This window comes from Priestia sp. JNUCC 25, from assembly GCF_053667915.1.
On sequence record NZ_CM132211.1, the window covers coordinates 2,345,316 to 2,359,093 of the forward strand.

The 13,778-nt window shown below is 37.5% G+C and carries 14 protein-coding genes and 1 riboswitch; of the genes, 8 read left to right on the forward strand and 6 right to left on the reverse strand.

Going from position 1 to position 13,778, the window contains the following annotated elements:
- Nucleotides 1–92: 92 nt before the first annotated feature.
- From JNUCC25_RS11900 to JNUCC25_RS11920, 5 genes are all read left to right on the forward strand, one after another.
- Nucleotides 93–1,553 carry an aminoacyl-histidine dipeptidase gene (locus JNUCC25_RS11900; protein ID WP_029321750.1) on the forward strand — a complete coding sequence of 487 codons (1,461 nt, stop codon included), beginning with the start codon at nucleotides 93–95 and terminating at the stop codon, nucleotides 1,551–1,553.
- A gap of 244 nt (nucleotides 1,554–1,797) precedes the next feature.
- A complete protein-coding gene (locus tag JNUCC25_RS11905) occupies nucleotides 1,798–2,271 on the forward strand; it encodes a hypothetical protein (protein ID WP_013057036.1) in 474 nt (157 codons plus the stop codon).
- 197 nt (nucleotides 2,272–2,468) lie between these two features.
- The gene (locus tag JNUCC25_RS11910; RefSeq protein WP_057273173.1) at nucleotides 2,469–3,047 is read left to right on the forward strand and encodes a GNAT family N-acetyltransferase; all 579 of its coding nucleotides are present in this window, start codon (nucleotides 2,469–2,471) and stop codon (nucleotides 3,045–3,047) included.
- A gap of 143 nt (nucleotides 3,048–3,190) precedes the next feature.
- Nucleotides 3,191–3,754, forward strand: a complete 564-nt coding sequence (locus tag JNUCC25_RS11915) for a pentapeptide repeat-containing protein (RefSeq protein WP_454223271.1) — start codon at nucleotides 3,191–3,193, stop codon at nucleotides 3,752–3,754.
- A 179-nt stretch (nucleotides 3,755–3,933) separates the two neighbouring features.
- Nucleotides 3,934–4,620 (forward strand): O-methyltransferase, encoded by a 687-nt coding sequence (locus JNUCC25_RS11920; protein WP_035438961.1) that lies wholly within the window; start codon nucleotides 3,934–3,936, stop codon nucleotides 4,618–4,620.
- A gap of 185 nt (nucleotides 4,621–4,805) precedes the next feature.
- Here JNUCC25_RS11920 and JNUCC25_RS11925 read toward each other — a convergent pair whose 3' ends face one another.
- The 6 genes from JNUCC25_RS11925 to JNUCC25_RS11950 form a co-directional block, all read right to left on the reverse strand.
- Nucleotides 4,806–5,717, reverse strand: a complete 912-nt coding sequence (locus JNUCC25_RS11925) for a LysR family transcriptional regulator (protein ID WP_041816562.1) — start codon at nucleotides 5,715–5,717, stop codon at nucleotides 4,806–4,808.
- Between the two features lie 121 nt (nucleotides 5,718–5,838).
- A complete protein-coding gene (locus JNUCC25_RS11930) occupies nucleotides 5,839–6,024 on the reverse strand; it encodes a hypothetical protein (RefSeq protein ID WP_064471678.1) in 186 nt (61 codons plus the stop codon).
- 157 nt (nucleotides 6,025–6,181) lie between these two features.
- A complete protein-coding gene (locus JNUCC25_RS11935; RefSeq protein WP_013057043.1) occupies nucleotides 6,182–6,316 on the reverse strand; it encodes a hypothetical protein in 135 nt (44 codons plus the stop codon).
- A 138-nt stretch (nucleotides 6,317–6,454) separates the two neighbouring features.
- On the reverse strand, nucleotides 6,455–7,717 hold the full coding sequence (locus JNUCC25_RS11940) for a dicarboxylate/amino acid:cation symporter (RefSeq protein WP_013057044.1): 1,263 nt from the start codon (nucleotides 7,715–7,717) through the stop codon (nucleotides 6,455–6,457).
- Nucleotides 7,718–7,769: 52 nt separating this feature from the next.
- Entirely contained in the window at nucleotides 7,770–9,098 is a 1,329-nt protein-coding gene (gene lysA / locus JNUCC25_RS11945) for a diaminopimelate decarboxylase (RefSeq protein WP_013057045.1), read from the reverse strand.
- A 138-nt stretch (nucleotides 9,099–9,236) separates the two neighbouring features.
- Nucleotides 9,237–9,419, reverse strand: a riboswitch (Lysine riboswitch).
- A gap of 66 nt (nucleotides 9,420–9,485) precedes the next feature.
- Nucleotides 9,486–9,998: a CBO0543 family protein gene (locus tag JNUCC25_RS11950; RefSeq protein ID WP_029321764.1), complete on the reverse strand. Its 513-nt coding sequence runs from the start codon at nucleotides 9,996–9,998 to the stop codon at nucleotides 9,486–9,488.
- A gap of 336 nt (nucleotides 9,999–10,334) precedes the next feature.
- Between JNUCC25_RS11950 and JNUCC25_RS11955 the strand changes: the two genes are divergently transcribed.
- The 3 genes from JNUCC25_RS11955 to JNUCC25_RS11965 all read left to right on the forward strand — a co-directional run bounded on the left by JNUCC25_RS11955 (nucleotide 10,335) and on the right by JNUCC25_RS11965 (nucleotide 13,726).
- The gene (locus JNUCC25_RS11955) at nucleotides 10,335–11,453 is read left to right on the forward strand and encodes an NAD(P)/FAD-dependent oxidoreductase (RefSeq protein WP_013057047.1); all 1,119 of its coding nucleotides are present in this window, start codon (nucleotides 10,335–10,337) and stop codon (nucleotides 11,451–11,453) included.
- A gap of 73 nt (nucleotides 11,454–11,526) precedes the next feature.
- Nucleotides 11,527–11,841 carry a YckD family protein gene (locus tag JNUCC25_RS11960; RefSeq protein WP_013057048.1) on the forward strand — a complete coding sequence of 105 codons (315 nt, stop codon included), beginning with the start codon at nucleotides 11,527–11,529 and terminating at the stop codon, nucleotides 11,839–11,841.
- 160 nt (nucleotides 11,842–12,001) lie between these two features.
- Nucleotides 12,002–13,726, forward strand: a complete 1,725-nt coding sequence (locus tag JNUCC25_RS11965) for a PAS domain-containing sensor histidine kinase (protein ID WP_216884795.1) — start codon at nucleotides 12,002–12,004, stop codon at nucleotides 13,724–13,726.
- Nucleotides 13,727–13,778 lie beyond the last annotated feature (52 nt).

Sequence of the window (13,778 nt, forward strand, 5' to 3'; positions counted from 1 at the left end):
CTAGGCGATACATAAAAGAAGCCTTATACTATTTCTCCTGTAAAGATAAATAGTATGATAAAAAAGCCTACAGATTAGAAAGGATGATACATATGGTGCAAACAGTAAATGAACTAATTAAACATCCGGTTTTTTATTTTTTTAACGAAATTTCAGCTATTCCTAGAGAATCTGGAAATGAAAAGAAAATTAGTGACTATTTAGTTTCTTTTGCAAAAGAAAGAAGCCTTGAAGTTATACAAGACGAGGCTTTAAATGTAATTATTAAAAAGCCGGCAACTAAAGGGTATGAGCATGCTCCATCCATCATTTTGCAAGGACATATGGACATGGTATGCGAGTTAAATAAAGGAACTGTGCATGATTTCGAGAAAGATCCGCTTCAACTGCGAATTGTGGAAGATATGCTTTATGCAAATGGTACTACGCTAGGAGCTGACAACGGGATTGCCGTTGCATATGCACTGGCTTTACTAGATGCTCATGATATAGCTCACCCTTCTCTTGAAGTAGTCATTACTACTGAAGAAGAAACAACTATGGGCGGAGCCATTGCTGTAAATCCAGCTCATTTTGAAGGGAAAATCTTTATTAACCTTGATACAGAAGAAGATGGAAAGCTGCTTGTCAGCAGCGCAGGCGGGGTAAAAGGCGTGCTTCGTATTCCCGTAGACTGGGAATCGTCTTCCGATAACTCAGAAACATATAGCTTAAGCATCGGTGGATTGCGCGGCGGACATTCTGGAATGGAAATTGATAAAGAAAGAGGAAATGCTAATAAACTGCTAGGGAGAGTTTTATATGATTTACAACAAGAACTTCCCTATTCTTTAAGCAGCATTAGTGGAGGATTAAAATCAAATGCGATTCCCCGTGAATCAGAAGCAATTCTATCAGTTGAGCCTTCTGAGGTAGGAAAGCTAGAAAATAAGATTCGTGAGTGGAACGAAATAGTAAAAAATGAATTACAAGCGGCTGATCCGAGCGTATATGTGAAAATAAACAAATCTTCTTCCGTTGAGAAATGTTTTACAAAAGAAACGACAGAACGAATTGTACAAGCCATTATGCTAACACCAAACGGCGTTCAAAGCATGAGTATGAATATCGAAGAATTAGTAGAATCTTCTACCAACTTAGGTGTGATTACGACGACAGAGTCTGAGATTGTTTTTCAAAATGAAATCCGCAGCTCAGTAAAAAGCTTAAAAGAAAAAATAGTAAGTCAAGTGCACATACTTGCTCAAGTAATCGGAGGAAGAGTTGAAACAAAAGGTAATTACCCTGAATGGGCGTACAATGGAGATTCAAAAATTCGTGAATTATGTAAAAAGGTTTACAAAGAAAAGTATGGGGAAGAGGCGGAGATCATCGCCATCCATGCTGGAATTGAATGCGGTATTTTCCTGGAAAAAATCCCTGGATTAGACGCCATTTCGCTCGGTCCTGATATGTACGACGTTCATACACCTGATGAACACCTGAGCATTCCGTCTACTATTAAGACATGGGAATACTTATTAGCAGTATTAAAAGAAGCAAATAAGATATAAAGTTATCAGCATCCCTATATTTTTTAAAAAAGAGCTTCTGTAAAGGAGCTCTTTTTCATTCGTCATTTATCGGATAATAATCAGAATTCCGTCAACACGTCAGGCAAATGAGAATATTTATGTAAGCGTTTTACAAATAAAGGTTTTAAAACGGGCCTAAAAGAGGTAAACAATTATTAAAACGATAGACAAATGAATTCAAAACAAGCTCTGCAACTAATAAATTAGTAGGGAGAGAATGTATATGAATGATAATAGTCTTATCAAAGATCCCTTTTTGGAAAAAGGAGAAATTGAATTTTTAGAATTAAGGAAAGACGAAATACGTTATCTAAAGTTCGATCGGTTTTTGAAAGTGATTAAAACACTTAATCAACGCAGTGATAAAGGCTACCAGAGTCTTATGCTTTCCGTTGATGGCTTTAAAGGTAATTCAAGAGAATTATATGAGATAGAGGAGTTTCGCAGATACGTAAATTTGTTAATTAATCAAGTTCCTCAAATATTATTTTATATTCATGATAAAAACAAAATGACTAATCAAATTTTGAAAAGTCTATCAAACAACAGCAGCCAGCCGGCCTCTATAGATCCTAAAAGAGCACGTTTAATGATTGATGCCATACAGGAGCAAGTAGAGAAAACAGAGGATAAAGAGATAAAGGAGAATCTTTCTGAATTCGTATGTAAAATCCAGAGCTTTGTGAATCAGTATTAACATTTCCCAATAGAAAAGTAGAATCCATATTATAAAAAAGTACGAGAACTCAAAGTTTCTCGTGCTTTTTTATTGGAAAAACAGTAGAAAGAGAAAAGGATTATCAACATAGATTGATAAATAACAAATAATAATGGTAAAGCTTCATATTCTGACGTGAAATAACAAAATAACAAAATAACAAGGAGGAATGAACATTGCATCATATTGAAATAAGAAGACCAAAAACAGAAGACAGCGCAGAACTCCACGAGCTTTTTAATGAAGTAATCACAGATACCTTTCATAAAGAGGGTCTATCTGACATGGTGAACGATATACAAATAGAAATTGAAAGTAAAGAACAATATTTAAAAAGTGACCTCGATAGCGGTGGAAAACATCGATTCTTTTGGCTTGGAATAGATAAGTGCACCAATAAGATTATTGGATGTATCGAATATGGTCCTGCTAGTGAATTAATTACGGCGTGTACAAAAGGAGAGCTGCAAGGATGGATTGAAATCGGCACAGTTTTTGTTCATCCAAAGTACCAAAGAAAAGGTGTAGGGACACTGCTTTTACATACTATGCTGCTTACGCTTCAAAGCAAAGAAATTAAAAAAATTTGTTTGGACAGCGGATACAAAAATGCTCAGGAAGTATGGAAAAACATATTTGGAATCCCTGATTATTTAATAAAAGATTACTGGAGCAAGGGGTATCATCACATGGTTTGGAAAATATCAGCAGAAAGTACGCCGATAGTATTTAAGCTCAGTTATAACGAAGAATAAGGTCTCTCCTAGAAAATAGCCGGTACGTTTCTACCGGCTATTTTCTACTGGTTAAGCTGTTTACATATGTTCAATTATAAATTAGTGTATTTTAATTTACAGATTACAGAAAAGACGGGCATAATGAAGAACAGGCTTATTATATGACAATCAATTCTATCGGTGATATCACAGAACTGATTCAATCAATAAATGTAGAAACAAAGGAATTAAAGCAAACCGTCCCTATGGATTTTTCAAAGACCGAGCTTACAAAATCTGATTTTCGTTCTGTATCGGTGTATAAAGGGAAATTTAATGCAAGTAATTTGAATGAATCTGATTTTAGCTACGCAGATCTTACAGACAGCATGTTTAAAAGCAGCAATTTAACGAAAGCAATATTTCATCAGGTTAATTTGACAGGCGTACAATTTAAATGGGCAAATTTTAAACAGGCTAGTTTTAAAGGCTGTATCTATGACAACACGTACTTTAAGCAATGTAATTTAACAGACGTTGTATTTGACGAAGAAACATTTAACGGAACAATCTTTGAAGGGACATCATTAAAAAAAGCCTCATTTCGCAACGCAACTTTGCTAAATGTACAGTTTCGGGGATCAGATTTAAAGAAATCCGATTTTGAAAGTGCAAAAATGGATAAATTGACATATAACTTTTTAAAAAGTGCCAAGATAGATCTTAGTAAAGTTACGATTATTTAAAGATAAAAAAGACCTCTCTGAAGGTCTTTTTTTATGGACATATAACAATTCTTTTTAAGAGCGAGCAGGATAGTTTATGAGAGAGCTAGAACACATTCATAATACGAACGATTACGGCAACAAGCTGAATATGAGAAGAACATATTCGTATCTTTGAAATAATAAAGCTTTTATCACTTATGTGGAGGAGTATGGAAATGTCTATATATGAAATTTGGAATGAAGTGGATCTTTATATGAATGATAAGCTTATACAACCTGACCCTATTCTTGATGAGGTATTGAAGGCAAATCAAGAAGCTGAATTACCTGCCATCGACGTATCGCCTAGTCAAGGAAAGTTTCTGCATTTGTTAGCTTCATTAAAAGGAGCTAAACGCATTTTGGAAATTGGTACTCTTGGAGGGTACAGCACGATTTGGCTAGCCAGAGCTCTTCCGAAAGACGGGCAGCTGATTACGCTCGAATTAAGCGCTCATCATGCAGAAGTAGCAAGAGCTAATTTAAAAAGAGCGGGAGTAAGCCACTTAGTAGAAGTCATTGTCGGCCCCGGGCTTGATACATTAGCTGTATTAAAAGATAGGGGAACAGATCCGTTTGATCTTATCTTTATTGATGCTGACAAGCCGAATAACCCAAATTACTTAAAGTGGGCTCTAGAATTATCGAAAAGAGGAAGTCTGATTATTTGTGATAATGTTGTTCGTCAAGGGCATGTGGTGAACTCAGAAAGTGAAGATGAAAATGTAAAGGGAATTCGTCAATTTATGAATGCTCTGGCTCAAGAAAAACGAATCAGCGCCACGGCTATACAAACCGTTGGAAGCAAAGGCTATGATGGATTCATTGTAGGGATTGTTGAATGATAAAATTTGTATTACACCTAAAAAGAGACGGAGACATAACTAAACCCATCCAATCAACAGCTAGAATCAAATACATACATGAAACCTACGTTCATCATCACCCTAAAAAATCCGAACGAGTTGGATTCTCAACCAAACTCGTTCGGATGGTCCTTCAACTAACATACTTTTGTTCCAGACTCTTTTTAAATGGGCCCCAATTTATCTGTCATTTGTTTTTCGGTTAAAAAATTAATCAATTCTCGTACAGCGAATGAACTGTAGCGTTCTTTTAACAGAATAATTCCAAGTTCCCACATCATTTCAGGATCTGCAATAGGTACGGTAGTAATATTGGGATCTTTCACTTTGGCATAAAGCGATTCGGGTAAAATAGCAATACCTAGTTCTGCCGCTGTTAATTCAATAATTAAATCCCATTGAGAACTTTTATACGCTATAGAAGGCACAAAGCCTGATTTTAAAGCATCTTGAATTAACCGGTCGTGCAGCGTAAATTCTTCACTGAACATAATGAATTTTTCATGCTCCAATTCTTTCATCCAGACGGAAGAACGTTTCGCTAAAGGATGGTTTTTATGCGCGTATAAAAGGAATCTCTCCTTAACGAACGGGTATACGTGAAAATGTTCATCATGAACGCTTGTGAGAGGAAGCATAACAATCCCCATATCTACACCAGCCTCTTCCACAAGTGCTTCAATTTTTTTTGCTCCAAATTCAATAAGCTCTAGAGATACTTTAGGGTATTGTTCATTAAATGCTTTTGCAATCTTCGGGAAAAACAAGGTCCCGATGAGCGGAGGGACTCCCATCTTGATTTGCCCTGTTTGCAAGTTCACTAAATCTCCCAACAAGTGAGGCATGTCTTTTAACACCGACAGAGCTTTAGTTGCCTGATGATACACGACTTCTCCTGCATCGGTTAGCTTTAATTCTCTTGTTGAACGATCAAGAAGCTCAAATCCTAGTTCATTTTCTACTTTTTTGACGGCTTTACTTAAAGCCGTTTGTGACAAATGAACTTGCAGCGCTGCCTTTGTAAAATTTTTATGATTCGCTACCTCTATAAAGTATTCTAAGTCTCTGATTTCCATGTGAAACTCCATTTCTGCAAACTGCTTATCCTTTTTCTTTACTCTTTATTTTAACCATTAAATTATTTACTGTAAATGTGCTGATTATATCCAATGAATAAAAACAGGGAAAGGAAATGAACTAAAGTTTCTGTCGAAATTGATTTATAAAACGAATCATTTTTTTATAGAGAAACATAGATTTTGCTATTAGCTGATGGGGGATATAAAGATTTTTGCATGTGCGTTCGGGCAAAAATGCAAAACTGATTAAAGCAACTGAAAGTCCAAATGCTGCGGCTGTAATCTCTAGCCAGGAAAACATCATACCATTCCTCCTTTTACAAACCTACTAATAGAATATGTAAAAGTTCGAAAGGAGGTTGTACGATAGACCTATAACGAGTGACGGTATGAAGCTCTCTCTAAAAATAAAATTACGTCAAAGAACGTTTGGCACAGGCCCTGCGTTCTTTGACGTAATTTTATTTTCGCTCTTCAGCCTGATGCTCTTGTTTGTTTTGTTCAGTGAGACGTTTTTGATGAGCTTTTGTTTCTGCACTTACGTGATTTGCATCATTCGGTTGATTCTTCTTTGAACCTCCTGCAGCGTTACTCATTAGACGACACCTCCAGTCTGGTTATGAAACATACCTATAGAATGTGCGTATTTACAGACTTTATACACCTCTATCGATATTACTGCACACGAAAAAAGCAAAGGGAGAGTCACTAAGACTGTTCCCTTTGCTTTTTTACTAGGCCACTTTATCGGTGGTGATAATTTTGTTAATCCAGTCTTTTCCTTCTGTAAACCTTGTAACCAGCATTGCTGTTACTGTATTTCCTGTACTATTTAACAGGGTAGCAGGGGCGTCAATAATCGTGGAAATGACCGCAATAATGGGCAGAACTTCTGGCGAAAATCCATAAATCGTAATAATTAACATTTCGCCAATCATACCGCCTCCAGGGATTGCTCCCATTACAGCTCCAACTAAAAAGGCTACGCCTAAAATACTCAAAATGCTCGTAGCAGACGTCATATCTTTTCCAAACAAACTGAATAAGAAAACAATTTTTAGAATACCGCCAATAACAGAACCATCTTTATGCGTGTTTGCTCCTAATGGAATCACCGTTTCAGCAATATCAAGTGGCACACCCATTTTCTTTGTTGCATCTAAATTGACTGGAATAGATGCAGCAGAAGAACAGGTAGCAATAGCGGTGATAGAAGGAGCAGCTGCATTTTTCCAGAACAGTTTAATTCCTGCTTTACCGCCAGCAATCCATGCGTATAGCGTAAAGAAGCCGAAATAGTAAACGATTGCAATTAATAAATAAAGAATAAATGCTCTAGCGTACCCTTGTAAGATCTTTGGTCCTAGTTCTCCTACAACAGTAGCAAAATAGCACCCTAAACCAATTGGAGCATAGTACATCACAATTTTAACAACCTTCATCGATACTTCTTGACCCGAAGTCAGGAATTTCGCCATAGGCTGTCCTTTTTCACCGGCCATCGTTGTAGCAATACCGAAAATGACGGCAAAGACAATTAATTGTAAAATATGCTCTTTCGAAAATAACTGAACAAAATCAGGTACAGTAAAGGTACTAACAAGCTGAGTTAAAAGCGTCATTTTTTCAGCTGTATTTTCACTGTCACCCATTAATTCTTTAATCGCAGAAGTATCTACGTTGTGCAGCGGATTGTAAAGTGACGCGCCTAAAAAGCCTAGAACAGCTGAAACAGCAGCAGTAGCGATAAACACAACGGCGATACCTAGCATAATTTTACCGAGACGTTTCATTTCGTTCATGTTTGCAATTGCCGAAGCCACACTAAAAAAGACAAGGGGAACGATAATCATGAACATTAAATTAAGAAACAAATCACCAAAGGGCTTTACGACTGCTACATCGGGCCCTATAGCATATCCTGCTATCCCGCCAATTAAAATAGCGAGAAGCAGAATAAGCGATGATCTGTACGTTTTAAATACACTTAAAACCATAGTTATATTTCCTCCAAACAACAATAGCTTCTTTACTACGCAAGAACAGCTATCATTTGCTCATTGCATACGTAGTAACGACTGGCTTTACATCTTTTCGCACCAAATCTTCGTATGTTTCTCGCTCCACAGCAAGACGAGCTTCTCCATTTTTTACAAATACAACAGCAGGGCGCGGAATGCGGTTGTAATTGCTAGCCATTGAATAGTTGTAGGCACCTGTAGAGGAAACTGCTAATAAATCTCCTTGATTAACGCGCGGTAAATCGATATCCCAAATAAGCATATCTCCTGATTCACAGCATTTCCCCGCAATCGATACCGTTTCATCTTTTTTATCCGTCACTCTATTAGCCAAGACAGCTTCATGCTTTGCATCATACAAAGCAGGACGAATATTATCGGTCATACCCCCGTCAATTCCCACGTATTTGCGTACACCTGGAATCTCTTTCGTTGAGCCAATTGTATAAAGCGTTGTACCCGCTTCTCCTACGATGCTTCTTCCAGGCTCAATCCAGACTTCCGGAAGGGTATAATTTTGTTCCGTTAACGTACGGCTTAGCTTTTCTGTCAGTGCATCTACATAATACTCAACTGGAAGAGGAGAATCGCTTTCGGTATAACGAATACCAAAACCACCACCTACGTTTAAAACTTTTACTTCAAAGTCCATTTTATCACGAATATTGAATAAGAAATCAGTTAAAATATCAATGGCGCGAGAAAAACCATCTACTTCAAAAATTTGCGAACCAATATGACAATGAATGCCTAAAAGATTATAATAAGGCTTTTCTAATGCAGAACTTACCGCTTTCATGGCTTGGTCATTGGAAAGACCAAATCCAAACTTTGAGTCTTCTTGTCCGGTCATAATATATTCGTGTGTATGGGCTTCAATCCCTGGAGTAACACGGAGAAGAATAGATGCTTTCTGTTTGCGCTCAGCTGCTAAGGCATGCAAAACTTCAAGTTCGGTGAAGTTATCCACAACAAAGCAGCCGATATTCGCATCAAGAGCCATTTCAATTTCTTCAATCGTTTTGTTATTTCCGTGAAAATGAATGCGTTCAGCTGGATATCCCGCTTCAAGAGCTGTAAATAATTCGCCTCCTGAGACCACATCTAATGACATATCAAGCTTCGTTAAAAGATTAGCCATTTCCATACAAAGAAAGGCTTTCCCTGCATAGGCGATTTGATATGAAAATCCACTTCTTTGGAAGGCTGAATGGAAGGCCTTGCATTTCGTCTCAATTAATTCTTGATCGTAGATGTATAGGGGAGTGCCGTATTGTTTTTTCAGTTCGACCGTATCGCACTGTCCAATTTCTAAATGATTGCTGCTGTTAATTTTACTCGTTCCATGTAAGTACATAATCCATATCCCTCCATTTAAATCATTCAACTATAACTTTGATGATCAGTAGAAAAACACAAAAAAGACCCGTGAAGTGATGTTCACGCGTCTTGGTTTCATAATAATAAAGTATTATTACATTCTAGGCATCAACATCTCTTCAATAGCTCTCCACAAACCAAATGGTTTGTGACAGCTCAGCATTTATTCAATACTGAACCAGTATATGAACACAATGGATGTCTATATACTTCGGCACGAAATCCCTTTTACTTATCTTCACAGACTCCATTAGTCTCTAATAAGTGACTCTTGATTTCATGCACCTCTATTCTCAGAGAGGAAAATTATATTTAAATGTAACTCCTATTATATTTCCTTTTCCTCTGTCTAGTCAATGAAAAGTTAAGGCATAGGAATATCAAAAAAAATAAATAAAAAAGCTATAAAGCTTCCAGATAGAATCCAAGCAGCCAGTGCTGTCTTCTGATGAATGATTAAAAGTGAGAACGTGACAACATTGAAGAGAAAAGAACACAGCAGCGACCATCCATAATGATGAGTGATACTGTGATTAACATAAGCAATGAACTCAATCACAGTAAATAAAAGCGCCCACAAAAGAATCCACCACAGCCGGCCGCTTACATGCAACGGCAGCCTTCCTAAAAAAACCGGTATAACAAACGGATAAATAATTAAGGTTATTCCAAGGGAAACCATTAGGTGATCGGGTAGAAAAAGGTGATCAATACCAACAGGGTGAAATACCCATACGCGGTGATGAAACAGCAGCACTTCATAAAGCAAATTCCCCGTGATCCAAAACAACAAAGTAGGATAGTATTCTTGATATCTCCGCCACTTGCCAAATAGTAAACCAAGAATGATGAAAAATAATACAAATGAAGATTGCATACGCTCTCCTTAAAATAATGGTTATTTCTTTTTATTTACATATTATAGTGGTTTTATTCTTTCATTTTTTTATTCAGAAACTATAATAAAAAAGCGGTAAACGCAGTGTTAAATATGCGCGATCACTACTTGTGGTTTGCTTCATCTCACCATAATCTCCGTAAAAGAACTTATTGCGCTTTTGTTTACAATGAAAGGAGCTATATGTCAAAGTCAGCAAGACTCAAAAATAAGCTCAAAATAGCTTCACCTAGTATGTGACTTCTTTTTTTGCTATGCTAAAATTGCGTACATAATGGCATAAGAATACTAGAAGAAAGAAAAGGGTGTTTTGGTATGAAAACATACATCGTAGTTGGAGCTGGGATACTTGGAGCTTCTACAGCATATCATTTAGCAAAAGCAGGAGCAGATGTGACATTGATAGATCGCAAGGATGCGGGTCAAGCTACTGATGCAGCAGCAGGAATTGTTTGTCCATGGCTTTCGCAGCGTCGAAATAAAGCATGGTACCGCTTAGCAAAAGGCGGCGCCAAGTACTATCAAACATTAATTCAGCAATTAGAAGAAGATGGAGAAACGGATACGGGATATAAGCGAGTAGGAGCAATTAGCTTACATACTGATGAGCAAAAGCTTAAAAAAATGGAAGAAAGAGCATATAAGCGTCGGGAAAAAGCTCCCGAAATAGGCGAGATTACACGTTTATCCGCTAAAGAAACACAGGCTTTGTTTCCGGTTCTTTCGGAAGAATACAGTTCAGTTCATATTAGTGGAGCCGCTCGCGTTAACGGAAGAGCTCTTCGAAACGCACTTGTGAATGCAGCGAAGAAAAACGGTGCAAAAATAATAGAAGGAAACGCAGAACTACTTTATGAAAATAATCAAGTAACGGGCGTTTCCGTAAATGGACAAACCCTTCTAGCAAGTACAACAATCGTAACAGCAGGAGCGTGGGCAAATCAATTACTAGAGCCTCTTGGAGTGAAATTTTTAGCAAGCTTTCAAAAAGCACAAATTGTCCACTTGCATCTCCCTGATGTAGATACAAAAGACTGGCCCGTTGTGATGCCTCCAAGCGACCAATATATTCTTTCATTTGAACAAGGTCAAATTGTCATTGGAGCAACACATGAAAACGACACGGGTTATGACTTGAGAGTAACTGCTGGGGGGCTTCATGAGATTTTTTCAAAGGCCTTATCAATTGCTCCCGGCTTAACAGAAAGCACAGTCTTAGAAACAAGGGTAGGGTTTCGACCATTTACTCCAGGCTTCTTGCCAGTCATTGGAACTCTTCCGGCTTACGAAGGAATACTAGTAGCGAATGGTCTCGGAGCTTCAGGCTTAACGTCGGGTCCTTATCTTGGTTCAGAGCTTGCTAAATTAGCACTTGAAATGGAAATGGAAATTGATCTTAGCGACTATGATGTAGGAGGAGCTATCGAGTCTTAAGCAAACAGAATGAATGAAAACAAATAGAAGTTCGTAAACTATAACTACTATATGATGAAAGGAAGTAGATTGTTTGCGAAAGATTATGATAAGTGCAGCAGCAGCTTTTTTATTTATGAGCGCGACGCCTGTATTAGCAGAAAACAATCCTCAGCCAGAAACAAAAGACGTGCAGCTGACGTCTCAGCAAAAGCAGGAATTGTCCGTGCTGTACAAAGAAATGCTAGCAAAAAAGAAAGAAATACTTTCAAAATATGTGGAGTACGGTGTGCTAAGCAAAACGGAGAGTCAAAACATTTCTTCACATATGGAAAATCGCTATCAGCATATGGAGAAAAATGGTTTTGTTCCGAAGCGACACTGTCATAAAATGCATCATTCAAAGTAATTCATATTCACATAAAAAAGCGCCTTTACAGGCGTTTTTTTATGTGAGTGAATGGAAAATATCCGCTTCTTTATCTAGTAAATTCTAAAATCCTCATGTAAAATTAAGAGAATGAGAACGAGTAGGAAAGATGCTAGTGAGGGGTAGGTAAATACGAACGATGAACGAAAATAAAAAAATAGTCCGATTACATGCAGAAAATCATTCAGCTGAGGCGCTAGGAATCATATTTGCTTACAAACAAAAAGATGACCATCTTGTTTACAGTATGTATCAAGGTGAAAGCGTTCATGAGCAAAAAATACCTCTAGAAGAATGGGTCTCGTATGAGCATTTTTTCGAAGCACTAAACAAAAAGAAAAAGCTTATGTACGAGCTTCAAATAAATGATAAACGCTATGTAGTAAACTTAACCCCTTTATCTTACACAGAAAAGCCTGAAATTATGGGGCATTGCGTGAATATAACTAGTTATCAGGAGAAGAAAGAACAGATTCAGCCTTTTATTTATCATAACGCAGATGCTGTTGCTGTCGTTGACTTAGAAGGTAAAACGCTTCAAGTGAACCCTGCGTTTGAGAATACATTTGGCTGGACGTTTGAAGAAATTTATCAAAAGCCTCTTCCAATTATACCTTCGTTTTTAAAGGAGCCAGTGTGCGAACTTCATAAGACCATTCAATCAGGGGAATCGAAAACGGAATTTGAGACGGTCAGACAGCATAAAGACGGTCATTTAATTAATGTAAGCGTCACACTATTCCGCGTTGAAAATATGAATGATTGGCCGCTATGCATTGCTTTTGTCTATCGAGATATAACATCACGAAAGCAGGCTGAAACGGCTTTAAAAGAAAGCGAAGAACGCTACCGAAGCTTGATTGAGTTATCGCCGGAAGCGATTATCGTTCATAGTGAAGGGAAAATTAATTACATCAACCCTGCAGGAGCCAAAGCGCTAGGATACAAAAGTCCTCAAGACGTATTAGGAGCGTGTGTTTATCAGTTTGTTCACCCTGATTACTATGATGTGGTAAAACAGCGAATTTATCGAATGAAAACAGAAAATAAATCTGTAGACCTACAGGAAGAGAAGTTTATTCATAAAGACGGTCATACGATTGATGCCGAAACCATTGCTTTTCCTATTCCCTATATGGGAAAGCAGGCCATTCAAGTTTTGTTTCGTGATATTACAGAACGTAAAAAAACTGAAAAATTGCTGCGTGAATCCGCTCAGCTTTCCTTAGTCGGACAGTTAGCGGCTGGCATAGCTCACGAAATTCGAAACCCTCTGACGGCGGTAAAAGGATTTATGCAGTTATTAAAAGAAACGAGCGGTCAGCCTTACTATGTAGAAATGATAAATCATGAGTTAGATAGAATTGAATTGATTACTGATGAGTTCTTGAGTCTTGCAAAGCCTCAGGCGAAAACCTACAGGGACAAACATGTCCAAGATATTTTAGAGAATACTTTAAAGCTAGCTGAGGTGCAGGGGATTACGGAGAAAATTCACGTAAAAAAAGAAATTGATCTTCATCTTCCTCTCGTATTATGCGAAGAAAATCAGTTGAAACAGGTGTTTAGCAATATATTTAAAAATGCAGTCGAATCTATGCCAAGTGGAGGAACCGTAACGATTCAACTAAAAAGATTTAATCAGGAGAACCTTGTTGTCCGGTTTAGCGACGAGGGGCCAGGCATCACGCAGGAAAGAATGCAGCATTTAGGAAAGCCTTTTTATAGTACCAAAGAGAAAGGAACGGGGCTTGGACTGATGGTGTGTTATAAGATCATTCGAGAACATAGAGGAGAAATTAACTTTGTAAGTGAACTTGGAAAAGGAACTACCGTAGACATTCTTTTGCCTTTTAAAAAGTAGATTCTACTTTTATAAGCATGAAACCTTTTCTAAAGGGGAATACATGTTAGTG